A 22764-nucleotide genomic window follows, 5' to 3' on the forward strand; every position below is an offset into this window, starting at 1 on the left:
AGAGAGCACCATGAAAGACACCATTCGCCAGCTGATTCAACAAGCTCTGAGCCAACTCGTCACCGATGGCGTCTTGCCGGAAGGGTTGACGCCGGCGATTCAGGTGGAGAACGCCAAGGACAAGAAAAACGGCGACTTCGCCAGCAATATCGCCATGATGCTGGCCAAGCCTGCGGGCATGAAGCCGCGTGACCTGGCCGAGAAAATCGTCGCCGCGTTGCCCGCGGACGAGCAGATCACCCAGGTCGACATCGCCGGCCCCGGTTTCCTCAATTTCTTCCAGAACACCCAGGCCCTGGCTTCGCGACTCGACGAAGCTCTGGCCGACGCGACCCTGTCCGTGCGCAAGAACGGCCCTGCTCAACGCGTTGTGGTCGACCTGTCTGCGCCGAATCTGGCCAAAGAGATGCACGTCGGCCACTTGCGCTCGACCATCATTGGCGACGGCGTGGCCAGCGTCCTTGAGTTTCTTGGCGACACCGTGATCCGTCAGAACCACGTCGGCGATTGGGGCACTCAGTTCGGCATGCTGCTGGCCTATCTGCAGGAAACCCCGGCGACCAGCGATGAGCTGGCTGACCTCGAAAACTTCTATCGCGCCGCCAAGGGCCGTTTCGACGAGTCCGAAGAGTTCGCCGAGCGCGCACGTGGGCTTGTGGTCAAGCTGCAAGCCGGGGACGCCGAGTGCCTGAGCCTGTGGACGCGATTCAAAGACATCTCGCTGTCCCACTGCCAGGAAGTGTACGAGCGCCTGAACGTCAAACTCACGCCCAAGGACGTCATGGGCGAGAGCGCCTACAACGACGACCTCGCCAATGTCGTCGCCGACCTGAAGAAGGCCGGACTGCTGGTCGAGAGCAACGGCGCGCAGTGTGTGTTTCTTGAAGAATTCAAAACCGCCGAAGGCACGCCGCTGCCGGTGATCGTGCAAAAGGCCGGCGGCGGTTATCTGTATGCCACCACTGACCTCGCGGCTGTGCGCTATCGCAGCAACGTGCTGAAAGCCGATCGCGCGCTGTATTTCGTTGATCAGCGTCAGGCCCTGCACTTCCAGCAGGTCTTCGAAGTGGCCCGCCGTGCAGGCTTCGTCACCAACGGCATGCAGATGGAGCACATGGGCTTCGGCACCATGAACGGCGCCGATGGCCGTCCGTTCAAGACCCGCGATGGCGGCACGGTCAAGCTGGTCGACCTGCTCGACGAAGCCGAAGAGCGCGCCTACACGCTGGTGAAAGAGAAAAACCCGGACGTCGCCGAAGACGAGTTGCGCTTGATCGCCAAGGCTGTCGGCATCAGCGCGGTGAAATATGCCGACCTGTCCAAGCATCGCGCGAGTGACTACAGCTTCAACTTCGACCAGATGCTCAGCTTCGAAGGCAACACCGCGCCTTATCTGCTGTACGCCTACACCCGTGTGGCCGGTGTATTCCGCAAGCTCGAAGAAAAGGGCGAAACCTTCGACGCGAGCGCGGGCCGGATCATCCTCGACGCACCGCAGGAGCAAGACCTGGCCGCGCGTCTGGCGCAGTTCGGCGAGACCGTCAACACCGTCGCTGAAAAGGGCACGCCCCATGTGCTCTGCGCCTATCTGTATGACCTCGCCGGTCTGTTTTCCAGTTTCTACGAGAACTGCCCGATCCTGGCCGCGGAAAACCCTGAACAACAGCAAAGCCGTCTGCGCCTCGCCGCCCTGACGGGTCGCACCCTCAAGCAAGGCCTGCAGTTGCTGGGTCTGGACACACTGGAGCGTATGTAAGTTGGCCGTTAAAAAGAAACCTGCTCCCAAGCGCGGCGCCAGCCGGTATCAGGCTCCCGCAAAGACGCCGATTCCGGGCTGGGTGTGGATGGCGATCGGCCTGACCGTCGGCGCTTTCGTTGTGTTCCTGATGAAACTCGAACCCGGCAGTGGCGACGACATCAAGCGCGTCAAGGCAGAAGCCAAGGCTGCGAAGATCGCCGAAGCAAACAAGACGCCGCCCAGCCCGACCGCGCCGGTGAAGCCGAAGTACGACTTCTACACGCTGTTGCCTGAGTCGGAAGTTATCGTGCCGAACGAAGCGGTGCCCGAGAAGACACCGCCGGTCGTTGCGCCAAGCACGCCGGTCACGCCTGAAGTGGCCGCGAAGATCGACACCGCTCGCGCCCAGGCGGCACTCAGTGGTTTGACCCCGCCACCAGCACCTCCGGTGACCAAACCGGCGGCGGTGACAACGTTCTTCCTGCAAGCGGGCTCGTTCCGCAAACAGGCCGACGCCGAGAAAGTGCGCGCGCAGATCATTCTGCTGGGGCAAACGTCGACCGTGGAATCGGGCACGGTGAAGGATGAAACCTGGTACCGCGTGCTGGTTGGCCCGTTCAGCAACCGCGAACAGCTGACCATCGCGCAGAAGCAACTGGCGGGCGGCGGCTTCAGCAACCTGCTGCTGCAACAGCGTCAGGCTCGCTAGGGCACTGCCACCCACCGCAGGACCAACGATCGGTCGCGCTACAGGCGGGGGCGATCAGCTGTAGGAGTGAGCTTGCTCGCGATGACGTTGGCACATCCAACATAATGGTGCCTGATTCACCGCCATCGCGAGCAAGCTCACTCCTACACAAACTGGAAGCAACCTTACCCACCGCCTTTCATCCCTCAACCCACTCAACGGTTGAAATACCCGCCCCCACCCCCATATGAGTTTCCATCAGGGCATTTTCGCCCCGCAGCGTGGAGACTCTCCCCTTGACCACCATCGTTTCAGTGCGCCGCCAAGGCAAAGTCGTCATGGCCGGTGACGGCCAGGTTTCTCTGGGCAATACCGTCATGAAAGGCAACGCCAAGAAAGTCCGGCGCCTTTACCACGGCCAGGTCATTGCCGGCTTCGCAGGCGCCACCGCTGACGCCTTCACCCTGTTCGAACGCTTCGAAGCCCAGCTGGAAAAACACCAGGGCCACCTCATTCGTGCCGCCGTAGAGCTGGCAAAAGAATGGCGTACCGACCGCTCGCTGAGCCGGCTTGAAGCCATGCTGGCCGTTGCCAACAAAGACGCTTCGCTGATCATTACCGGTAACGGCGACGTTGTTGAGCCCGAGGACGGCCTGATCGCCATGGGTTCCGGCGGCGCCTTTGCCCAGGCTGCGGCCCGCGCACTGCTGCTGAAGACCGAACTCTCCGCCCGTGAAATCGCCGAAACCGCTTTGCACATTGCTGGCGACATTTGCGTCTTCACCAACCACAACATCACCATTGAGGAGCAGGACCTCGCCGAGTAAGCCTCAGGTAATGGCCGCCATTCATCGCGGCCTGCCCGACTTTCACTCTGCCGAGGACCGTTGAAAGCCATGTCCATGACTCCCCGTGAAATCGTCCACGAACTCAATCGCCATATCATCGGCCAGGACGATGCCAAACGCGCCGTCGCTATTGCGCTGCGTAACCGCTGGCGCCGGATGCAGCTCCCCGAAGAGCTGCGCGTTGAAGTCACTCCCAAGAACATCCTGATGATCGGCCCGACCGGCGTCGGCAAGACCGAAATCGCCCGTCGTCTGGCCAAGCTCGCCAACGCGCCGTTCATCAAGGTCGAAGCGACCAAGTTCACCGAAGTCGGCTACGTGGGTCGCGACGTCGAGTCGATCATCCGTGATCTGGCCGACGCTGCAATGAAGCTGCTGCGCGAACAGGAAATCACCAAGGTTCGCCACCGCGCCGAAGACGCCGCCGAAGACCGCATTCTCGACGCCCTGCTGCCACCGGCACGCGCGGGCTTCAACGAAGACGCGACGTCGGGCAGCGACTCCAACACCCGTCAGCTGTTCCGCAAGCGCCTGCGCGAAGGCCAACTGGACGATAAGGAAATCGAGATCGAGGTCGCTGAAATGGGCGGCGTCGACATTTCCGCGCCGCCGGGCATGGAAGAGATGACCAACCAGCTGCAAAGCCTGTTTGCCAATATGGGCAAGGGCAAGAAGAAGAGCCGCAAGCTGAAAGTCAAAGACGCGCTGAAGATGGTTCGCGACGAAGAAGCGGGCCGCCTGGTCAACGACGAAGAGCTGAAAGCCAAAGCGCTGGAAGCGGTTGAGCAGCACGGCATCGTGTTCATCGACGAGATCGACAAAGTGGCCAAGCGAGGCAATGTCGGCGGCGCCGATGTGTCCCGCGAAGGCGTTCAGCGCGACCTGCTGCCGCTGATCGAAGGCTGCACCGTCAACACCAAGCTGGGCATGGTCAAAACCGATCACATCCTGTTCATCGCGTCCGGCGCGTTCCACCTGAGCAAGCCGAGCGATCTGGTGCCTGAGCTGCAGGGTCGCCTGCCGATTCGGGTCGAGCTCAAAGCGCTGAGCCCGCAGGATTTCGAACGCATCCTGACCGAGCCCCATGCGTCGCTGACCGAGCAATACCGCGAGCTGTTGAAGACCGAAGGCCTGAACATTGCGTTTCTGCCGGATGGCATCAAGCGTCTGGCCGAGATCGCCTGGCAGGTCAACGAGAAGACCGAGAACATCGGTGCGCGTCGCTTGCACACGCTGCTTGAGCGGTTGCTGGAAGAGGTTTCTTTCAGTGCCGGTGACTTGGCAGGCGCGCAGGATGGCGGGACGATTCAGATCGACGCTGAATACGTGAACAGTCACTTGGGTGAGCTGGCGGAAGACGAAGATCTGTCGCGCTATATCCTTTAAAGCAGCTGCAAGCGGTTAGCTTCAAGCTGCAAGCAGATTTCACTGGCTGCACGAATCTGCTTCGCTTGGAGCTTGTAGCTTGTAGCTTGTAGCTTGTAGCTGAGATTACCTCTATGACCCGCATCCCCACCGCCATCCAGCTACACAAAGCCTCGAAAGTCCTCAGCCTGAAATACGGGCCGGATGAGGAGTACCGCTTGCCGGCGGAATTTCTGCGGGTGCACTCGCCGTCGGCGGAAGTGCAGGGGCATGGCAATCCGATTCTGCAGTTCGGCAAGCTGGGCGTCGGGCTCACCAAGGTCGAACCCGCCGGCCAGTACGCGCTGAAGCTGACCTTCGACGACGGTCATGACAGCGGGCTGTTTACCTGGGAATACCTGGAGCAACTGGCGCAACGCCAGGCCCAGCTATGGGAGGAGTACCTGGCCGAGCTCAAGGCCGCCGGCAAATCCCGCGACCCCTCCGAGCAAGTCATCAAGCTGATGCTCTAGCCGTCTCTACAAGCGTCAGGCAGTGAGTACCTTGTCCAGCTGCCGTTCAACTTCCGACTGAATCGAACCGCTCATGGCGGAGAGGAAGAAGTTGAGGTCGATGTTCACCCGCACCCACTCATCCTCGACTGCGACAGTGCCCTTGGCGCCCTTGCCTTCCAGGGCAACGGTGTCGCCTGCCCACTCGTGCTCGATGCCGTACTTGTCGGACAGCTTCTGCAGCATGATCTCAGCCTTCTCGCGGGCCTTTTCCTTTCCCAGCGTGTGCTGACGTTCCACGGTAATTCTGGCCACTGACGGGCTCCTGCTTCGGCTTAAATCGTCGGCGCACTATACCAGCGGCCCGGACCGAAGAAACTGTTGGCCGTGAGCCTTGTCAAGACAAAGCCAGCCTCGACGATTAGAATGGCGCCACTTTATTCCGGTGACAGCGATATGAATGATCCGCGCAAAGGCAGCGATGCCGAACCCATCACCCACTTCGGTTACAAAAACGTACCGGAAAGCCAGAAGGCCGAGAAAGTCGCCGAGGTATTTCACTCCGTAGCGGCCAAATATGACCTGATGAACGACGTGTTGTCCGGCGGCATGCATCGCCTCTGGAAGCGCTTCACCATCGAACTGTCCGGCGTTCGCAGCGGCAACCGCGTGCTCGACATCGCAGGCGGCACCGGCGACTTGGCGAAGAAGTTCTCCCATCTTGTAGGTCCGACCGGCGAAGTCGTGCTGGCCGACATCAACGCTTCGATGCTCAAAGTCGGTCGTGACCGTCTGCTGGATCGCGGCGTGGCTGGCAACATCAAGTTTGTTCAGGCCGACGCTGAAAAGCTGCCGTTCCCCGACAACTACTTCGACTGCGTGACCATCGCCTTCGGCCTGCGCAACGTGACCCACAAAGAAGACGCCATCCGCTCCATGCTGCGCGTGCTCAAGCCGGGTGGGCGTTTGCTGGTGCTTGAATTCTCCAAGCCCACCAGCAAAGTCATGTCCAAGATCTACGACGCCTACTCGTTCGCCTTCATGCCGCTGGCCGGCAAGTTGATCACCAACGATTCGGAAAGCTACCGCTATCTGGCAGAGTCGATCCGCATGCACCCCGACCAGGAAACCCTGAAGTCAATGATGGTCCAGGCCGGTTTTGACCGCGTGACCTACCACAACATGACCTCCGGGATCGTCGCGCTGCACCGGGGCATCAAACCCTGATGCTGCTCAACGGCTTGCTCGCCAGTGCCGAGCACGGCATCAATCGCGTGCTGCGCATGGACAGCACCGCCCTGCCGCGCCTTGACCGGCTCAGCGGCAAGGTCATCGCGATCGAATGCACCAGCCCTGCGTTTCATCTGCACGTGCTGCCCAGTGACGACGGCCTGATGCTGGCGGCGAACTGGGAAGGCGGTGCTGATGTAACGCTGCGCGCCCCCGCTGCGAGCCTGATGCGCCTGGCGATGAGCAAAGACAAAAATGCCGTGCTGCACAGCCCGGAAGTCGAGCTGGAGGGCGAAAGCGCCGTGTTGCTTGAGCTGGTGGGCGTGCTGCAGGATCTCGACCTCGACTGGGAGTACGAGCTGCAACGCTGGCTCGGCCCTGTCGCCGCGCCCCTGATCGGCGGGCACTTGCGCAACAGCGCACGCTGGACCCGCGACAGCGCAGCCAGCCTCAGCCACAACCTGGCCGAATACCTGGCCGAAGAATCCCGCACGCTGGTCGGCAAACGCGAGGCCGAAGCCCGCTTCGCCGAACTGGATCAGACCAAACAAGACCTGGAACGCCTCGAAGCCCGCTTCGAGCGTCTGGCCCACTCCCTCAAATCCAGCGATAACGCATGAGCCTGCTTGCCGTCCGCCGCCTGTTTCGCATCCAGCGTGTCGTAATCCGTTACCGCCTCGATGACCTGTTGTTCGCCCTGCCCCTGCCCTGGTGGCTGCTGGCCGTGCGCTTCGTGCTGCCATGGCGCTGGCTGCCGCGGCGCAAGAACGAACTGAGCCGTGGCGCCCGTCTGCGACTGGCGTTGCAGGACCTGGGGCCGATTTTCATCAAGTTCGGGCAGTTGCTGTCCACCCGACGAGATCTGCTGCCTGAAGACGTCGCCGACGAGCTGATGATGCTGCAGGACCGCGTGCCGCCGTTCGACTCCGCCAAAGCCGTCGCGCTGATCGAATCGCAGCTGGGCGCGAAAATCAGCGAAGTCTTCAGCCGCTTCGACGTCGCCCCGCTGGCTTCGGCTTCTGTCGCTCAAGTCCACGCCGCGCGTTTGAAAACAGGCGAAGAAGTGGTAGTCAAAGTGGTGCGGCCGGGCTTGAAGCCGATCATTGGTTCTGATCTTGCGTGGCTGTTCATTCTGGCGAAGATCGCCGAGCGGGTATCCGCTGACGCGCGACTGCTGCACCCGGTGGACGTGGTCGCCGATTACGAAAAAACCATTTACGACGAACTCGACCTGTTGCGCGAAGCGGCCAACTCCAGCCAGCTGCGCCGCAACTTCGAAGGCTCGGCCATGCTGTACGTGCCGCAGGTCTATTGGGACTGGTGCCGGCCGAAGGTGTTGGTCATGGAGCGCATTTACGGTGTGCAAGTGACCGATCTGGCGACCCTCGCCGATCAGCGCACCGACATGAAGAAGCTGGCCGAGCGCGGCGTCGAGCTGTTTTTCACTCAGGTATTCCGCGACAGTTTTTTCCACGCCGACATGCACCCCGGCAATATTTTCGTCAGCACGGTCACGCCGTGGGATCCGCAGTACATCGCCATCGACTGCGGCATTGTCGGCAGCCTGACGCCTGAGGATCAGGACTATCTGGCGCGCAACCTGTTTGCCTTCTTCAAGCGCGACTACCGCCGCGTGGCTCAGCTGCACATCGACTCGGGCTGGGTGCCGGCCGAGACCAAGCTGAATGAATTCGAAGCGGCCATCCGCACGGTGTGCGAGCCGATCTTCGAGAAGCCCCTGAAGGACATTTCCTTCGGGCAGGTGCTGATGCGCCTGTTCCAGACCGCCCGCCGCTTCAACATGGAAGTGCAGCCGCAATTGGTGCTGCTGCAAAAAACGCTGCTTAACATCGAAGGCCTCGGCCGTCAGCTGTACCCGGAGCTGGATCTCTGGGCGACCGCGCAGCCGTTCCTTGAACGCTGGATGCGCGAGCGCGTCAGCCCGAAAACTCTGCTCGGCAATCTGCAGTCCCAGGTCGAACAGATTCCGCATCTGGCCAACATGACCCGGGATTTGCTCGAGCGTCTGTCGCAGCCCCATCGTCATGATCCGCCCCCGCCCTATCGGCGCGATGGCGATCACTGGGCCCTTCGCCTGCTCGGCGCAGGCCTGCTGGCTGGCGGCGTACTGTTGGCGATCACCCATACCCAGACCGGCGCAGCGCTGAACAGCCTGAGCGCCTGGCCTGCCTTGTTGATGCTGGCGGCAGGCGTCTATCTGGTCGTTCGCCGATAGCCATCGGCGCGAGCCGCTGGCACACTAACCCTCCCCTGGAACGGCCGGAGCCGATGATGAAAGACTGGCTGGACGAGATTAAGTGGGACAAGGACGGTCTGGTGCCCGCCATCGCGCAGGACCACAAGACCGGTCGCGTGCTGATGATGGCCTGGATGAACCGCGAAGCCTTGAGCCTGACTGCCAGCGAACAGCGCGCTATCTATTGGTCACGTTCGCGTGGCAAGTTGTGGCGAAAGGGCGAAGAATCGGGCCACGTGCAGAAGCTTCATGAACTGCGCCTGGACTGTGATGCCGACGTCATTATCCTGATGGTCGAGCAAATCGGCGGCATCGCTTGCCATACCGGCCGCGAGAGCTGCTTCTACCGCGTCTACGACGACGCAGCCTGGAAGACCGTGGACCCGGTGCTCAAAGACCCGGATGCCATTTACCAAGCAGGACACTGAACATGACTGATACCTTGTCACGCCTTGCCGAGGTGCTTGAATCACGCAAAGGCGCGGCTGCCGACTCGTCTTACGTCGCCAGCCTCTACCACAAGGGACTGAACAAGATTCTGGAGAAGGTCGGCGAAGAGTCGGTCGAAACCATAATCGCTGCCAAGGACGCTGCCATCAGCGGTGACTGCAGTGATGTCGTCTACGAAACCGCCGATTTATGGTTCCACAGCATGGTGATGCTTGCCCAACTGGGTCAACACCCGCAAGCCGTGCTGGATGAGCTGGACCGCCGCTTCGGCCTGTCCGGCCACGCCGAGAAAGCGTCGCGCTCGGCGGAATAAACACCTGGGCTGCGGCCCGAAATTTCTTGTGAGGAACGCGTCATGGGCATTTTTGACTGGAAACACTGGATCGTCATTCTTGTGGTTGTCGTGCTGGTCTTCGGCACCAAGAAACTCAAGAACCTGGGGACCGACGTGGGTGAGTCGATCAAGGGCTTTCGCAAAGCCATGAATGATGACGACAAGCACCCTGAAGAGCCAACCGTGACGCCGCCGGTTCAGCCACAGCCGACCGCGCAGCCTGTCCCTCCGACTCAGCCGCTGCACCAGCCGCACACCATCGACGCTCAAGCACAACGAGTCGAAGACCCCCTCCGCAAAGACTAGGTCGTGACGCATGTTTGGTATCAGCTTTTCTGAACTGCTGCTGGTCGGCCTCGTTGCCCTGCTGGTATTGGGCCCCGAGCGTTTGCCAGGCGCAGCACGGACGGCCGGACTCTGGATCGGCCGCCTGAAACGCAGCTTCAATGCGATCAAACAGGAAGTTGAGCGCGAAATCGGCGCTGACGAGATTCGGCGTCAGTTGCACAACGAGCACATTCTTTCGCTGGAAGAAGAGGCTCGAAAAATCATGCAGCCGCAGCAGCCGCCAGCTGCGCCGGTAGCCCCTGCGACCCCGGCACCGACTGAGCCCGCCGCCGAAACGCCTGTTTCGCCGGCACCTGCATCGACAACGCCACCCTCGGCGCCGGTCATGGGTGCGGCCTCGCCGGCCCAGAGCGCCGACATTGGCCCGGCCGCCCCGGCAGAAAGCGCGTCGGTCACACCGCCGCCCGTTCATGTCGAGCCTGCTGCGCCTGCACCTTCGCCGGTCGGGCCGGGATCTGCACCCGCACCTGCGCCGGTCACCACCCCTGCGACCGCGGTGCAAAGTGCGCCTTCTGCCAACGATTCGTCACTGCCACCACGAGCCCCATGAGCGAAATCCCGGAAAACGACCAGCAAATGCCGCTGGTCTCGCACCTGACAGAACTGCGCTCACGCCTGCTGCGCTGCGTGCTGGCGATCTTCGTGATCTTCGGCGCGCTGTTCTACTTCACCCAGAAGATCTACACCTTCGTTTCTGCCCCGCTGCGCAAGTTTCTGCCTGACGGCGCCACAATGATCGCGACGGACGTGGCTTCGCCATTCATCACGCCGTTCAAGCTGACGATGATGGTGGCGCTGTTCCTGGCGATGCCGGTGATTCTTTATCAGATCTGGGGCTTCATTGCGCCGGGCCTGTACAAGCATGAAAAGCGCGTGGCAGTGCCGCTGTTGATCTCCAGCATCATCCTGTTCTACGCCGGGATGGCGTTTGCCTACTTTCTGGTCTTCCCGTTGATCTTCCACTTCTTCGCCAGCGTCACCCCGGAAGGCGTGTCGATGATGACGGACATCGCCAGCTACCTGGACTTTGTCATGACGCTGTTCCTGGCGTTTGGCGTCGCGTTCGAGATTCCGGTGGCGGTTGTGCTGCTGGTGTGGATCGGCATCGTCGACGTCAAATACCTGAAGAAGATTCGTCCATACGTGGTGATCGGCTGCTTTGTGGTCGGCATGATCCTCACCCCGCCAGACATCTTTTCGCAGACCCTGCTGGCTGTGCCGATGTGGCTGCTGTTTGAAATCGGCGTGCTGTGCAGTTCGATGATCACCAAGCGCGGCGATCATGAAGACGACGAAAAAGCCGAAGACGAACAGAGTCAACCGCCAGCGACCCAGCCGTGAACCTGCTGTTGCTTGAGGAGGCCGACTTCATCGCGGCTGACCGGGTGGTGCTGCGTGACCGGCGCCTCAAGCACATGCAGGAAGTGCATCGCAGCGAAGTGGGCGACAGCCTGCGGGTCGGCCGGGTGAACGGCCTGCTGGGGAGCGCCCAATTGCTGCGACTGGAGGCTCGGGAAGCCGAGCTTTCGGTGAGCTTCGAGCACGCGCCGCCCGCCAAACTCCCCTTGACGCTGATCCTCGCCCTGCCTCGCCCGAAAATGCTGCGGCGGGTGTTTCAGACGGTGGCGACGATGGGCGTGCCCCGGGTCATTCTGGTCAACAGTTACCGCGTCGAAAAAAGCTTCTGGCAGACGCCGTTTCTGGAGGCTGCGGCGATTCGCGAGCAGTTGATTCTCGGGCTGGAGCAGGCCCGGGACAGCGTGCTGCCGGAGATCGTCATCGAAAAACGCTTCAAGCCCTTCGTTGAAGACCGCCTTCCCGCTGTGGTTGAAGGAACGTTGGGATTGGTCGGTCATCCGGGTGATTTCCCGGCCTGCCCGCGCGCCGTTGAACAGCCTGTCACCCTGGCCATTGGTCCTGAAGGCGGCTGGATTCCCTACGAAGTTGATTTGCTGCACGCCTCCGGCCTGAACCCCGTCCAGTTGGGTGCGCGGATCCTGCGCGTCGAAACCGCCGTGACCGCGTTGCTCGCCCGGTTGTTCTAGTGCCCGCGCACATCGAACATGGGGACACCCGTTTCCCCGCAGACGCAAAACCTGTGGGAGCGAGCTTGCTCGCGAAGGGGCCGATACATCCGCTAAATATCCGGCGCTTGAAATGCAGTCTTCGTGAGCAAGCTCACTCCCACAAGTCCTGTGTTTGCTGCTGGACAGCGCGGTGTCAAAACACAGACCCGCGCTCAGAGCACGTGGCGACACCGATCTCCCCGCAGACGAAGAACCCGTGGGAGCGAGCTTGCTCGCGAAGGCTCACTTTCATTCACCTGAGAACGTTGCTGACTGTCCCGGCCTCTTCCTGAGCAAGCTCGGTCCCACATGGGCATTGTTGGCGGTCTGAATTGCGCGGTGTCAGAACGACGGGCAATGTCCTTGCCCCAAGCCATCTCCCTCCCCACTCCACACTTCAGTTCGGCGCGCATCGGCCGATGCACAGGCGTCCATAACTACAATTCGCAGGAATCATCATGTCTCGCTGGTTTACCCAACGCCTTGGAAATATGAGCGTCAGCCTCAAACTGGGTATCGGTTTCGGCCTGGTGCTATTGCTGACGCTGCTTATCACAGCGACGGGGTGGTCTAGCGTGAAGGCGGTGATCGAACGCGGCGACAAGCTGGGGATGATCTCGCAGATCAGTGAGCGGACGATGGATCTGCGCACGGCACGCATGGTGTATGAAACCCAATACACCGCTGAAGCCGCGACGGCCGTCATGACCGCGCTGGACAAGCTCGACGCCGACCTGAAAACCGCGCAGAGCATGGTCAAAGGTGTCGACGACCTCAAACTGCTGGATGCTCAGACTCAAGCTGCCGGCGATTACCGCCGCGCCTTTGGCGACATGACCAAAGCCATCCAGACCCGCGAAGCCAGCCGAGCCAATCTGGGAAATACGGCCGATGCCGCCGTGGATGTCGTCAAAAAGATCGAAGAAGCGTTGATCCAGCACGACAACATCCTGCAGTTCAACAGCGCGGTGGATGTCAGCAAACAGATTCAGCAGGCACGCTTCCAGGTGCGCGGTTACACCTTCAGCGGCAAACCGGATTTCGAGAAGAACGCCACCGCCGCCATCGACGAAGCCATCGTCGGAGTGAACACGCTGGCCGGGGACGTTTCCTCCCAATACATCCCGCAGTTGCAAAAGGCCAACCTGGCGCTCAAAGGCTACCGCGACGCTGTCGGCCAGTACCGTGACGCACAACTGGTCAGCGTCCAGGCCCTGGCCAAAATGACCGAGTTGGGCCAGCAGCTGCTGGACAACAGCGAACAATTGAACAATTCGCAAAACGCCAAGCGCGATGCAGACACCCGTCAGGCCCAATCGACTCTCGGCATCGCTACGGTAGTGGCGCTGATCCTCGGTGTTCTCGCCGCCTGGATCATTACACGACAGATCACGGTGCCGCTGGGCCAGACGCTTGTGGCGGTCGAGCGCGTGGCGTCCGGTGATCTGACCCACAACTTGAGCGTCGACCGCCGCGATGAGCTGGGTCAGTTGCAGGGCAGCATCCAACGCATGACCGTGGAGCTTCGCCAGTTGATCAGCGGCATCGGCGAAGGCGTGACCCAGATCGCCAGCGCCGCCGAAGAGCTGTCGGCGGTTACCGAACAGACCAGCGCCGGCGTCAACAGCCAGAAGGTCGAGACCGATCAAGTGGCGACGGCTATGCACGAGATGACCGCTACGGTGCAGGAGGTGGCGCGTAACGCCGAAGAAGCGTCCGAGGCCGCCGTAGCCGCCGACCAGCAGGCCCGCGAAGGCGACAAAGTGGTCAACGAGGCCATCGCGCAGATTGAGCGGCTCGCGACCGAAGTGGGTCACTCAACCGAGGCGATGGCCGAACTCAAGCGCGAGAGCGACAAGATCGGCAGCGTCCTCGACGTGATCAAATCCGTCGCGCAGCAAACCAACCTGCTGGCTCTGAACGCCGCCATTGAGGCCGCGCGGGCTGGTGAGGCCGGGCGTGGATTTGCCGTGGTCGCGGACGAAGTGCGCAGCCTGGCGCAGCGCACGCAGAAATCCACCGAAGAGATCGAAGAGCTGATTTCAGGCCTGCAGAACGGCACCCGGCAAGTAGCGACGATCATGGACAACAGCCGCGAGCTTACCGTCAGCAGCGTCGAGCTGACCCGCCGCGCCGGCACCTCACTGGAAAGCATCACCCGCACCGTGTCTGCGATTCAATCCATGAACCAGCAGATCGCCGCTGCGGCCGAGGAGCAAAGCGCTACCGCCGAAGAGATCAACCGCAGTGTGCTCAACGTGCGCGATGTGTCGGAACAGACCTCGGCCGCCAGCGAAGAAACCGCCGCATCGAGCGTCGAACTGGCGCGCCTGGGCAGCCACCTGCAAGCGCTGGTGGGTCGCTTCCGGGTCTGATCCAGTGGCCTGATCCACGTCCGCTTCAGTAACGGACTTGCCGGCAAAATCTCCAATCAGGGGCGGAATCTGTGACACGCGTCACCCCTTTCCGCCCCTCGGAAATCTCCTACGACCTGATCAGGTCACGCCTCCGCTTCCCCTGCCGATGCGCGTTTATCGCTCATCCGCAGGAGACGCATCATGCTGCAAGGCATCAATCGGGCGCTGGCCAATACCAGCGTCAAACTCAAACTCTCGCTGGGCTTCGGCCTGGTTCTGCTTCTGACCCTGGCCATCACGCTGACCGGATGGCATGGGCTCGACACCATGATCGAGCGCTCGGAGTCATTGACCTCCATCGCTCAGCTCAACGCGATGACCAAGGACCTGCGCGCCGAGCGCATCGTCTTTCGGGTCGAAAACACTGCTGACAGCGCCTCGCGTGTCGTCGACCGCATCAACGAGATTGAAGCGCATCTGGTGGTGCTGCGCGCCGACGCGCCTCCTGCCGACATCCTCACGTTGCTCAATGGGCAGAGCGACACTGTCAGAGCGCTCGAAGCCACGTTCGCCGATCTGGCGAAGCTGTTGAGCGCACGGGCAGATTCCCGCGCGCAACTTGCCCTTCTGTCTGAAGAGGCGATCAAGTCCATTGGCCTGGTGGAAAGCGAGGTCCTGAAAGCCGTCAGTCAGGAGCAGGACAGCAGCGAGCGCCTCGGGGAGTTCACCAACATCCAGCAATTGCGCGGGCAGGTGCAAAATGCCCGTTACGAAGTCCAGGCGTACGTGTTCAGCGGTAAAGAGTCCTACGAAGTCGCGGCCATTACTGCCATCGACGAAGCGCTGAAGGAAGTCGAACAAATTGCCACCGACCAGGCCGATGGCAATGTCAGTGAATTGCTCAACGCCCGTAAGACGCTGCTCAAGTACCGCGAGCACATGGGCCAGTTCAAGGACCTCCAGGTCAAGGTTGAAGCGGCGCAGGAGTCCATGGAGGCGCTCAGCGACAATCTGCTGGCATCAACCGGGGAGATCACTGCGCTGCAAGGCCAGCGGCGTGATGCCGAAGCCACCCAATCGCGGCAGACGCTCAGTGGCGTGGCCGGGTTGGCGATGCTGCTCGGCCTGCTGGCCGCCTGGCTGATCACCCAGCAGATCATCGCGCCCCTGCGGTTGACCTTGAGTGCCGCTGCGCGCATCGCCAAAGGTGATCTGAGTCAGGACCTGGAAATCGGCCGTCGCGACGAAATGGGCATGCTCCAGCGCAGCATGCAGGAGATGACCCTGAGCCTGCGGCAGCTCATCAGCGGCATCAGCGACGGCGTCACCCAGATTGCCAGTGCCGCAGAACAGCTGTCGGCCGTGACCGAGCAGACCAGCGTGGGCGTTAACAGCCAGAAAGACGAAACCGATTGCGTCGCCACGGCGATGAACCAGATGACCTCGACCGTCATGGAAGTGGCCCGCAATGCCGAAGAAGCCAGTGAGGCAGCGCGCCACGCCGATCAGCAGGCGCGGGACGGCGACAAGGTGGTCAACGACGCCATCGCGCAGATCGAGCGCCTTGCGGTGGAGGTCAATAACTCAACCGAAGCCATGGGCAAGCTGAAGCTGGAGAGCGACAAGATCGGCGGGGTGCTCGACGTCATCAAGTCGGTGTCGCAGCAGACCAATCTGCTCGCCTTGAACGCCGCGATCGAAGCCGCCCGCGCAGGCGAAGCGGGGCGCGGGTTTGCGGTCGTCGCCGACGAGGTTCGTGGCCTGGCCCAGCGCACGCAGGAATCCACCGAAGAAATCGAAGTGCTCATCGCAGCACTGCAGAGCGGCACCCAGCAAGTGGTGATGACGCTCGACGCCAGCCGAACCCTGACGGACAGCAGCGTCGATTTGAGTCGCCAGGCTGGCAATGCGCTGGGACACATCACACGCACGGTTTCGACGATTCAGACGATGAACCAGCAGATTGCTGCAGCGGGTGAGGAACAGAGCAGCGTGGCCGAGCAGATCAACCGCAGCGTGCTGAACGTGCGGGATGTGTCCGAGCAAACCGCGGCATCCAGTGAAGAGACCGCCGCCTCAAGCATCGAACTGGCGCGGCTTGGGGTGCAGTTACAGGAGATGGTCGGGAAGTTTCGGGTGAGTTGAGGCGAAACAGGCTGCGACGTTGAGTTGTAGGACTGGCGTTAGCCGGGAATGCGTCTGCATTCACACCGCAGAATTAATAGCGCACGCACTGGCCTCTTCCCGGCTAAAGCCGGTCCCACAGGGGAAGCGCCAACATCGGTCCCCAAACAAAAACGCCGCCGAAGGTCACTCTTCGGCGGCGTTTTGTTTAGCGGGTGGATCAGGCGTTGACGAGGGTCGCGTCGTTCACATGGGTCGCTGGCTGCAGTGGCAGCAGCGGCGCATGGGGGTCGGCTTCCACCGAAGCGCGCCAGGCATTCAGCCAGGCGGAGTTGCCTTCGCTCCAGACCAGCTCGTGCAACCGAGCCAGCGCAACCGGATCGCTCAGCAACTGCAGGCGCTCGTGGTTGTTCAGAAGCTCAGGGCCTCCCTTGATCGCATGACGCACACGCTCGACACGCATCCACTCAATCGGCTCGGCTTCGCGATGGCGAGAGGTCGCCAGCGCGCAGGCCAGGGCGTTCTGCTGTGGATCAACCACGGCGCGAACAAAGCCGTCGTTCAGGGCGTGCCAGCGGTTTTCGTGGGTGTACTGATCAGTGGACACCAGCTCTTGAGGCGGCGTGTGCTCTTCCGGAATCAGGAACAGCTTAGTGTCGCGCGCCTTCAGACCCAGATTCGTGCGGCTGGAAATCACCGAGACCGGGATCGACAGCATCAACGAACCCACGATCGGCACCAGCCACCACAGGAAGCTTGGGTTCAGCCAGGCCACCAGCAACGCCCAGCAAAAGCCCAGCAGCGTCTGCGGCCCGTGGCGCTTAACCGCTTCGCTCCACGGCGTCGAGTCATCATCACGCTGCGGCGAGTTCCACGTCGCGGCCCAGCCCAGGAACGCAGCCAGTACAAAGCGGGTGTGGAAGATCATGCGCACCGGTGCCAGCAGCATCGAGAACAGCATCTCCAGCAGCATCGACAACGTGACCTTGATGCGACCACCAAAACCGGTCGCGCCCTTGGCCCAGATCAGAATCACGCTGAGCAGCTTCGGCAGGAACAACAGCACGACCGTCGTGGAGAACAGCGCGACGGCTTTTTCCGGGTGCCACTGCGGCCACAACGGATACAGCTGACGCGGTTCCATGAAGTAGGTCGGCTCCATCAGCGTGTTCACCGCCAGTAGCGCTGTGGACAACACGAGGAAGAAGAACCACAACGGCGCCGACAGGTACGACATCACGCCGGTCAGGAATACCGCGCGATGCACCGGGTGCATGCCTTTTACCAGGAACAGACGGAAGTTCATCAGGTTACCGTGGCACCAGCGACGGTCACGCTTGAGTTCATCCAGCAGGTTCGGCGGCAGCTCTTCGTAGCTGCCCGGCAGATCGTAGGCAATCCACACGCCCCAGCCGGCACGGCGCATGAGCGCAGCTTCAACGAAGTCGTGGGACAGAATCGCACCGGCAAACGCACCCTTCCCGGGCAGCGGCGCCAGGGCGCAGTGCTCGATGAACGGTTTCATGCGGATGATCGCGTTGTGACCCCAGTAGTGGGATTCACCCAACTGCCAGAAATGCAGGCCGGCCGTGAACAGCGGGCCGTACACGCGAGTCGCGAACTGCTGCATGCGCGCGTACAACGTGTCCATGCCTGACGCACGTGGCGCGGTCTGAATGATACCGGCGTCCGGCGTCGCTTCCATCAGACGCACGAGGCTGGTCAAACATTCGCCGCTCATGACCGAGTCAGCGTCCAGGACGACCATGTAGCGGTATTCACCGCCCCAGCGACGGCAGAAGTCATCGAGGTTACCGCTCTTGCGCTTAACGCGACGGCGGCGACGACGATAGAAGATCTTGCCGAAACCACCGGTTTCACGGCACACGTCCAGCCAGGCTTGTTGCTCGGCCACACAGATGTCGGTTTCGTTGGAGTCACTGAGGATGAAGAAGTCGAAGCGATCCAGATCGCCCGTGGCCTTGACCGATTCGAACGTCGCTCGCAAACCCGCGAATACGCGAGGCACGTCTTCGTTGCAGATCGGCATGACCAACGCAGTGCGCGCACCGGCCTCGATCGGCTCATTGCCCGCGCTGGCACCGGAAATACGGTACTTGTCGTGGCCAGTGAGCAGTTCGAGGAAGCCCATCAGCGCGGTCCAGAAACCGGCCGATACCCAGCAGAAGAGAATCCCGAACAACAGAAGGATGCTGGTCTGCAGCGCATACGGCATGACCTGCACAGCGGTCTGCCACAGGGTCTGATGACTGATTTCGTCGAATGAAACCAGCGACCAGCCTTGATACGGCAGGATGCCCTTCATGTAGAAGCCGGCGACGATGGTCTGGCCCAGCATGAGGACCAGCAAGATGTAGCGACGGATCGAACCCACGGTGCGCCAGCGCGCCTTCGGCAGATCACGTGGCAGATCATCCTTGGGCGGCGGCGGATTGGTCTTGCCGGTCAGTCGGCGCCAGCCGCGGTGCAGGATGTTGGTCCGCCACGGTTCCGGCACGACTTTGGTACGACGAATCGGCGGCGTCGCTTTCAGGACAACGCGGCCACTGGCGTCCACACTCAGCATCTCGGCTTCGTGCAGTTCATCAGCGGTCGTCAGGGTCAGGCGACGACCCACCGAGGCCTGGGAGGCCTCGGCGGGATCAGCGACGGTTTGCGCGGAAAGGCGCTCATGCAGCTCAGCGAACGACGTACAGCTGGCAAGTTCTGCCCGCTGCGCGTCGGTCATCGGCAGATGCGCGAGGTACTCGCTGAGAGACTCATTCAAAGGCTCTGGCACCGCGTGTGAATTACTCATCGGCTGGCAACTGGTAGCTCCAGGTTTCGGTCAGGATTTGTTGAATCATGTCCGGCCCCTGTTGGGTGGGTGCAGCCTGGACCGCTGGCTGCGGGGTGTCTTTGGCGCCTTTGTTGGCTTTGGCGGCGTCGCCCAGCGCGGCTTCAGGCTTGTAGGCCTCGTCGGACTTGGCTTCGGCAACCTTGGCGGCGTCAGCGGGCTTGGCAGCGTCCTTACTGTCGGCTTTAGGGCCTTTGGCGTCCTTCATGTCTTTCGCGTCTTTCGCATCACCAGCCTTCAAGGCGTCGGTTTTGACGATTTCGGCTTTCTCGTCCTTCGGTGCGGCAACGACTGGCGCCGCGGCAACAACAGCTTTGGCGTCAGCCTTGGCAGCTGGCTTCTTGTCCGACTTGTCAGCGGTAATCACCGCTGGCTCCTTGCCCGGTTCGGCAGGGGTTTCGCGCAGCAGGTAGGCACGCATTTCAACCGACTTGCCCGGATCCTTGACCTTCAGGCGCAGCGTCAGACGCCAGCCTTTGGTCACCGGGTTGTAACGCAGATTGTTTTCGACCAGGTCGGTGTTGTCATCGGTGATGACCTGACTGCGGATCGAAGGATCTTCGCCCAGCTTGGCCAGATTCGGACCAACGAAGTCGACGAGGTAGGCAACGCTGCCGTCCGGCTGACGAATCAGGTTGGATTGCTTCACGTCACCGGTGGAGCGCAGGGTCTGCTTGACCCAACCCAGATCAGGCGAGTGAATGGCGTCTTCATCCATGGTCCAGTGCAGACGATAGTTGAAGTCGATCGGCTGACCCGGCTCTGGCTGGGTTTCCGGCTTCCAGAACGCAACGATGTTGTCGTTGGTTTCGTCAGCCGTCGGGATCTCTACCAGATCAACAGTGCCCTTGCCCCAATCGCCCTTCGGCTCGATCCAGGCGCTCGGACGCTTGTCGTAGCGGTCATCCAGGTCTTCGTAATGGCTGAAGTTGCGGCCACGCTGCAGAAGACCGAAACCGCGCGGGTTCTCGACCGAGAAGCTGCTCACGGCAAGGTGTTTAGGGTTGTTCAGCGGACGCCAGATCCACTCGCCATTGGCTGCCTGGATAGACAGACCGCTGGAGTCGTGCAGCTCGCGACGGTAGTTGAGGACTTTAGACGGCTGATTGGCACCGAACAGGAACATGCTGGTCAGCGGCGCTACGCCGAGCTTGCCGACCTTGTCACGCAGGTACATGCGCGACTGGACATCGACCAGTGTGTTGGTGCCCGGACGCAGGGTCAGCTTGTACGCGCCAGTGGCACGAGGGGAGTCGAGCAGCGCGAAGATGACCAGATGATTGTCATCCGGGCTCGGCTTCTCGATCCAGAATTCGGTGAAGCGAGGAAATTCCTCACCCGACGGCATGGCCGTGTCGATCGCCATCCCGCGCGCAGACAGACCATAAACCTGACCTTTACCGATGACGCGGAAGTAGCTCGCGCCCAGCATGGTCATGATTTCGTCTTGCTTGTCGTCTTTGTTGATCGGGTAAGTGACGCGGAAACCGGCATAGCCCAGGTTTTCGGTCGACTTGGGATCGAACTTCACGTCGCCGAAATCGAAACGACTCGGGTCGTACTTGATCTCGTTAACGGAGTTGGCAGTGACTTCGTTGATTTTGACCGGGGTGTCGAAGTGCATGCCCTGGTGGTAGAACGACACCTTGAACGGGGTCTTGTCATTGGCCCATTCGGCTTTGTCTTGCAGGAAGCGGATCTTTTGGTAATCCGCAAACTTCATGTCGCGGAATTCGGCCGGAAGATTGCTCTTCGGCGCGGTGAATTTCTGTCCGGCCAGATCTTTGGCCTTTGTCGCCACGTCGTCGAGATCGAACGCCCACAGCTGACTGGCGCCGAACAGACAAAACAAAGCCGACCCTGCCAGCAGCGCGCTGCGCAAGCGTCCGCCCGGGTTCTTTGGTGCATTACATGGACTAACAATCACGAGCAACCCTCGCCGAAAACAGATGAAGAAACCAACGGCCAGCTTTCAAATGCCGGGTTGGCGAGCACTGTTCCGACTCCAAAAAGGGCCAATGATTCCCCAAACGGTGCCGGAGCAGTCTGCGTTTTACCGATTTGACGGGCCTTGGCCCGTCCTTGTAGCGCGCGATTATCCAGTAGCTCGCGTTACAACGCATCAGGGGACGCAAACTATTTATTGCGTTTGGAGCGCGTAAATCCGGGGCCATCAATCGGACCAGGCTATTCAGGTCTCAAGCAAAAATGTCACGGGGCCATCATTGATCAGGTGCACCTGCATATCCGCACCAAACTGGCCCGTTTCCACGGTTGCGTGAGACGTCTTGGCTTTTGTTACCAGATAGCCAAACAGCTCGGCGCCGAGAGCCGGGGGTGCTGCCTTTGAAAAACTTGGCCGCATCCCGCTTTTAGTATCCGCCGCCAGTGTGAACTGAGAGACCAGCAGTAACCCGCCATTAACGTCGATTAACGAAAGATTCATCTTGCCGTCGGCGTCGCTGAACACCCGATAGTTAAGCAGCTTGTGCAACATCTTGTCGGCGCTGGCCGGCGTGTCTTGAGGCTCGATGCCAATCAGGACCATTAATCCTTGATCGATCGCGCCAATGGTTTCGCCAGCAACGTCAACGCGCGCCTGGGAGACACGCTGAAGCAACGCTTTCATTTATGCCTCTTCCGGTGGCAGATCCAGCAAACGGCGCGCCACTTCTGATGCTGCGCGCACCAATGCGTCGGTGATACCCGGCTCGGACGCCGAGTGACCCGCGTCGCGGATAACCTGCAGCTCACTGTTCGGCCACGCCTGATGCAGTTCCCAGGCATTGTCCAGCGTGCAGATCATGTCGTAGCGGCCGTGGACGATGATGCCCGGCAGATGGGCGATTTTCGGCATATCGCGAATCAGCTGGTTTTCTTCAAGGAACGCGCCGTTGGTGAAGTAGTGGCATTCGATGCGCGCAATGGACAGGGCGCGATGGGGCTCGGTGAAACGGTCGACCACCTGCGGATTCGGACGCAGTGTGGCGGTGCGCCCTTCCCATGTCGACCATGCCTTGGCGGCGTGCATCTGGGCGATCTGGTCGCTGCCGGTGAGGCGCTTGTGGAACGCGCCGAGCACGTCGTGGCGCTCGTCCGGCGGAATCGGCGCCATGTAGTCCTGCCAGTAATCCGGGAACAGGCGGCTGGCGCCTTCCTGATAAAACCACTTGATGTCCTGGGGCCGGCTGAGAAAGATGCCGCGCAAAATCAGTGCATGAACTCGATCAGGGTGCTTCTGCGCGTAGGCCAGGGAAAGTGTCGAACCCCACGAGCCACCGAACACGACCCATTTGTCGATGCCCAGGTGGGTGCGGATGCGTTCCAGGTCATCGACCAGGTGCCAGGTGGTGTTGTTTTCCAGGCTGGCGTGGGGGATGGAGCGGCCGCAACCGCGCTGATCGAAGGTGATGATGCGATAGAGATTCGGATCGAAATAGCGGCGGCTCTGTGCATCGCATCCCGAACCCGGCCCGCCGTGAATGAAGATGACGGGCAGGCCGTCTGGCGAGCCGCTTTCATCGACATACAGCACATGCGGCTCTTCAACCGCCAGATCGTGCCGGGCGTAAGGTTTGATCTGCGGGTACAAAGTCTGCATAGGTGCTCCA

General features: G+C 61.1%; 21 protein-coding genes and 2 pseudogenes. 18 read left to right on the forward strand and 5 right to left on the reverse strand.

Annotated features, from left to right (window positions below):
* Positions 1 to 10: 10 nt before the first annotated feature.
* From argS to AC3ISG_RS22850, 5 genes are all read left to right on the forward strand, one after another.
* The gene (argS, locus tag AC3ISG_RS22830; RefSeq protein WP_272633256.1) at positions 11 to 1756 is read left to right on the forward strand and encodes an arginine--tRNA ligase; all 1746 of its coding nucleotides are present in this window, start codon (positions 11 to 13) and stop codon (positions 1754 to 1756) included.
* Between the two features lies 1 nt (position 1757).
* Positions 1758 to 2447 (forward strand): SPOR domain-containing protein, encoded by a 690-nt coding sequence (locus AC3ISG_RS22835; RefSeq protein WP_108119117.1) that lies wholly within the window; start codon positions 1758 to 1760, stop codon positions 2445 to 2447.
* A gap of 275 nt (positions 2448 to 2722) precedes the next feature.
* Positions 2723 to 3253, forward strand: a complete 531-nt coding sequence (gene hslV, locus AC3ISG_RS22840; RefSeq protein WP_065986638.1) for an ATP-dependent protease subunit HslV — start codon at positions 2723 to 2725, stop codon at positions 3251 to 3253.
* A gap of 69 nt (positions 3254 to 3322) precedes the next feature.
* Positions 3323 to 4660, forward strand: coding sequence for an ATP-dependent protease ATPase subunit HslU (gene hslU, locus AC3ISG_RS22845; RefSeq protein ID WP_122533939.1), 1338 nt, complete (start codon positions 3323 to 3325; stop codon positions 4658 to 4660).
* Between the two features lie 113 nt (positions 4661 to 4773).
* On the forward strand, positions 4774 to 5151 hold the full coding sequence (locus tag AC3ISG_RS22850) for a gamma-butyrobetaine hydroxylase family protein (protein ID WP_074890794.1): 378 nt from the start codon (positions 4774 to 4776) through the stop codon (positions 5149 to 5151).
* Between the two features lie 15 nt (positions 5152 to 5166).
* Here AC3ISG_RS22850 and AC3ISG_RS22855 read toward each other — a convergent pair whose 3' ends face one another.
* A complete protein-coding gene (locus tag AC3ISG_RS22855) occupies positions 5167 to 5445 on the reverse strand; it encodes a polyhydroxyalkanoic acid system family protein (RefSeq protein ID WP_122533941.1) in 279 nt (92 codons plus the stop codon).
* Between the two features lie 141 nt (positions 5446 to 5586).
* Between AC3ISG_RS22855 and ubiE the strand changes: the two genes are divergently transcribed.
* From ubiE to AC3ISG_RS22920, 13 genes and pseudogenes are all read left to right on the forward strand, one after another.
* On the forward strand, positions 5587 to 6357 hold the full coding sequence (gene ubiE / locus AC3ISG_RS22860; RefSeq protein ID WP_122534362.1) for a bifunctional demethylmenaquinone methyltransferase/2-methoxy-6-polyprenyl-1,4-benzoquinol methylase UbiE: 771 nt from the start codon (positions 5587 to 5589) through the stop codon (positions 6355 to 6357).
* Positions 6357 to 6980 (forward strand): SCP2 sterol-binding domain-containing protein, encoded by a 624-nt coding sequence (locus AC3ISG_RS22865; protein ID WP_122625535.1) that lies wholly within the window; start codon positions 6357 to 6359, stop codon positions 6978 to 6980. Before ubiE ends, AC3ISG_RS22865 begins: the two co-directional genes overlap by 1 nt.
* A complete protein-coding gene (ubiB, locus tag AC3ISG_RS22870) occupies positions 6977 to 8596 on the forward strand; it encodes a ubiquinone biosynthesis regulatory protein kinase UbiB (protein ID WP_122533943.1) in 1620 nt (539 codons plus the stop codon). Before AC3ISG_RS22865 ends, ubiB begins: the two co-directional genes overlap by 4 nt.
* A 56-nt stretch (positions 8597 to 8652) precedes the next feature.
* Positions 8653 to 9045, forward strand: coding sequence for a phosphoribosyl-AMP cyclohydrolase (gene hisI / locus AC3ISG_RS22875; RefSeq protein ID WP_122533944.1), 393 nt, complete (start codon positions 8653 to 8655; stop codon positions 9043 to 9045).
* A 2-nt stretch (positions 9046 to 9047) separates the two neighbouring features.
* Positions 9048 to 9380, forward strand: a complete 333-nt coding sequence (locus AC3ISG_RS22880; protein ID WP_065986654.1) for a phosphoribosyl-ATP diphosphatase — start codon at positions 9048 to 9050, stop codon at positions 9378 to 9380.
* 42 nt (positions 9381 to 9422) lie between these two features.
* Positions 9423 to 9707 carry a twin-arginine translocase TatA/TatE family subunit gene (locus AC3ISG_RS22885; protein ID WP_122533945.1) on the forward strand — a complete coding sequence of 95 codons (285 nt, stop codon included), beginning with the start codon at positions 9423 to 9425 and terminating at the stop codon, positions 9705 to 9707.
* A 10-nt stretch (positions 9708 to 9717) separates the two neighbouring features.
* Entirely contained in the window at positions 9718 to 10299 is a 582-nt protein-coding gene (gene tatB, locus AC3ISG_RS22890) for a Sec-independent protein translocase protein TatB (RefSeq protein WP_489298036.1), read from the forward strand.
* Positions 10296 to 11090, forward strand: coding sequence for a twin-arginine translocase subunit TatC (tatC, locus tag AC3ISG_RS22895; RefSeq protein ID WP_065986665.1), 795 nt, complete (start codon positions 10296 to 10298; stop codon positions 11088 to 11090). The genes tatB and tatC overlap by 4 nt, the downstream gene beginning before the upstream one ends.
* Positions 11087 to 11794: a 16S rRNA (uracil(1498)-N(3))-methyltransferase gene (locus AC3ISG_RS22900; protein ID WP_272633269.1), complete on the forward strand. Its 708-nt coding sequence runs from the start codon at positions 11087 to 11089 to the stop codon at positions 11792 to 11794. The genes tatC and AC3ISG_RS22900 overlap by 4 nt, the downstream gene beginning before the upstream one ends.
* Before the next feature lie 632 nt (positions 11795 to 12426).
* A pseudogene (locus tag AC3ISG_RS22905) lies at positions 12427 to 13287 on the forward strand (methyl-accepting chemotaxis protein); the annotation flags it as partial.
* Positions 13288 to 13485: 198 nt separating this feature from the next.
* On the forward strand, positions 13486 to 14190 hold the full coding sequence (locus tag AC3ISG_RS22910; RefSeq protein ID WP_489299577.1) for a methyl-accepting chemotaxis protein: 705 nt from the start codon (positions 13486 to 13488) through the stop codon (positions 14188 to 14190).
* Between the two features lie 309 nt (positions 14191 to 14499).
* Positions 14500 to 15459: pseudogene (locus AC3ISG_RS22915) on the forward strand (methyl-accepting chemotaxis protein); the annotation flags it as partial.
* Positions 15451 to 16317 carry a methyl-accepting chemotaxis protein gene (locus AC3ISG_RS22920; RefSeq protein ID WP_489299578.1) on the forward strand — a complete coding sequence of 289 codons (867 nt, stop codon included), beginning with the start codon at positions 15451 to 15453 and terminating at the stop codon, positions 16315 to 16317. The pseudogene AC3ISG_RS22915 and the gene AC3ISG_RS22920, both read left to right, overlap by 9 nt.
* 199 nt (positions 16318 to 16516) lie before the next feature.
* Here the strand turns inward: AC3ISG_RS22920 and mdoH are convergent, their stop codons facing one another.
* The 4 genes from mdoH to pip all read right to left on the reverse strand — a co-directional run bounded on the left by mdoH (position 16517) and on the right by pip (position 22754).
* The gene (gene mdoH / locus AC3ISG_RS22925; RefSeq protein ID WP_122533951.1) at positions 16517 to 19114 is read right to left on the reverse strand and encodes a glucans biosynthesis glucosyltransferase MdoH; all 2598 of its coding nucleotides are present in this window, start codon (positions 19112 to 19114) and stop codon (positions 16517 to 16519) included.
* Complete coding sequence (locus AC3ISG_RS22930; RefSeq protein ID WP_122533952.1) at positions 19107 to 21080, reverse strand: glucan biosynthesis protein G; 1974 nt, start codon at positions 21078 to 21080, stop codon at positions 19107 to 19109. Before AC3ISG_RS22930 ends, mdoH begins: the two co-directional genes overlap by 8 nt.
* A 264-nt stretch (positions 21081 to 21344) precedes the next feature.
* Positions 21345 to 21782 carry a D-aminoacyl-tRNA deacylase gene (gene dtd, locus AC3ISG_RS22935; protein WP_122533953.1) on the reverse strand — a complete coding sequence of 146 codons (438 nt, stop codon included), beginning with the start codon at positions 21780 to 21782 and terminating at the stop codon, positions 21345 to 21347.
* Positions 21783 to 22754 carry a prolyl aminopeptidase gene (pip, locus tag AC3ISG_RS22940; RefSeq protein WP_122533954.1) on the reverse strand — a complete coding sequence of 324 codons (972 nt, stop codon included), beginning with the start codon at positions 22752 to 22754 and terminating at the stop codon, positions 21783 to 21785.
* Positions 22755 to 22764 lie beyond the last annotated feature (10 nt).

The organism is Pseudomonas sp. GL_135, from assembly GCF_057834665.1.

Excerpts from the sequence above, each read along its gene's own strand:
- AC3ISG_RS22850 (WP_074890794.1), top strand. The coding sequence starts at position 4,774 with ATGACCCGCATCCCCACCGCCATCCAGCTACACAAAGCCTCGAAAGTC.
- AC3ISG_RS22885 (WP_122533945.1), top strand. The coding sequence starts at position 9,423 with ATGGGCATTTTTGACTGGAAACACTGGATCGTCATTCTTGTGGTTGTC.
- pip (WP_122533954.1), bottom strand. The coding sequence starts at position 22,754 with ATGCAGACTTTGTACCCGCAGATCAAACCTTACGCCCGGCACGATCTG.
- AC3ISG_RS22880 (WP_065986654.1), top strand. The coding sequence starts at position 9,048 with ATGACTGATACCTTGTCACGCCTTGCCGAGGTGCTTGAATCACGCAAA.
- AC3ISG_RS22865 (WP_122625535.1), top strand. The coding sequence starts at position 6,357 with ATGCTGCTCAACGGCTTGCTCGCCAGTGCCGAGCACGGCATCAATCGC.
- AC3ISG_RS22910 (WP_489299577.1), top strand. The coding sequence starts at position 13,486 with ATGACCGCTACGGTGCAGGAGGTGGCGCGTAACGCCGAAGAAGCGTCC.
- AC3ISG_RS22920 (WP_489299578.1), top strand. The coding sequence starts at position 15,451 with ATGACCCTGAGCCTGCGGCAGCTCATCAGCGGCATCAGCGACGGCGTC.
- mdoH (WP_122533951.1), bottom strand. The coding sequence starts at position 19,114 with ATGAGTAATTCACACGCGGTGCCAGAGCCTTTGAATGAGTCTCTCAGC.
- dtd (WP_122533953.1), bottom strand. The coding sequence starts at position 21,782 with ATGAAAGCGTTGCTTCAGCGTGTCTCCCAGGCGCGCGTTGACGTTGCT.
- hisI (WP_122533944.1), top strand. The coding sequence starts at position 8,653 with ATGAAAGACTGGCTGGACGAGATTAAGTGGGACAAGGACGGTCTGGTG.
- hslU (WP_122533939.1), top strand. The coding sequence starts at position 3,323 with ATGTCCATGACTCCCCGTGAAATCGTCCACGAACTCAATCGCCATATC.
- tatB (WP_489298036.1), top strand. The coding sequence starts at position 9,718 with ATGTTTGGTATCAGCTTTTCTGAACTGCTGCTGGTCGGCCTCGTTGCC.
- tatC (WP_065986665.1), top strand. The coding sequence starts at position 10,296 with ATGAGCGAAATCCCGGAAAACGACCAGCAAATGCCGCTGGTCTCGCAC.
- ubiB (WP_122533943.1), top strand. The coding sequence starts at position 6,977 with ATGAGCCTGCTTGCCGTCCGCCGCCTGTTTCGCATCCAGCGTGTCGTA.
- argS (WP_272633256.1), top strand. The coding sequence starts at position 11 with ATGAAAGACACCATTCGCCAGCTGATTCAACAAGCTCTGAGCCAACTC.
- ubiE (WP_122534362.1), top strand. The coding sequence starts at position 5,587 with ATGAATGATCCGCGCAAAGGCAGCGATGCCGAACCCATCACCCACTTC.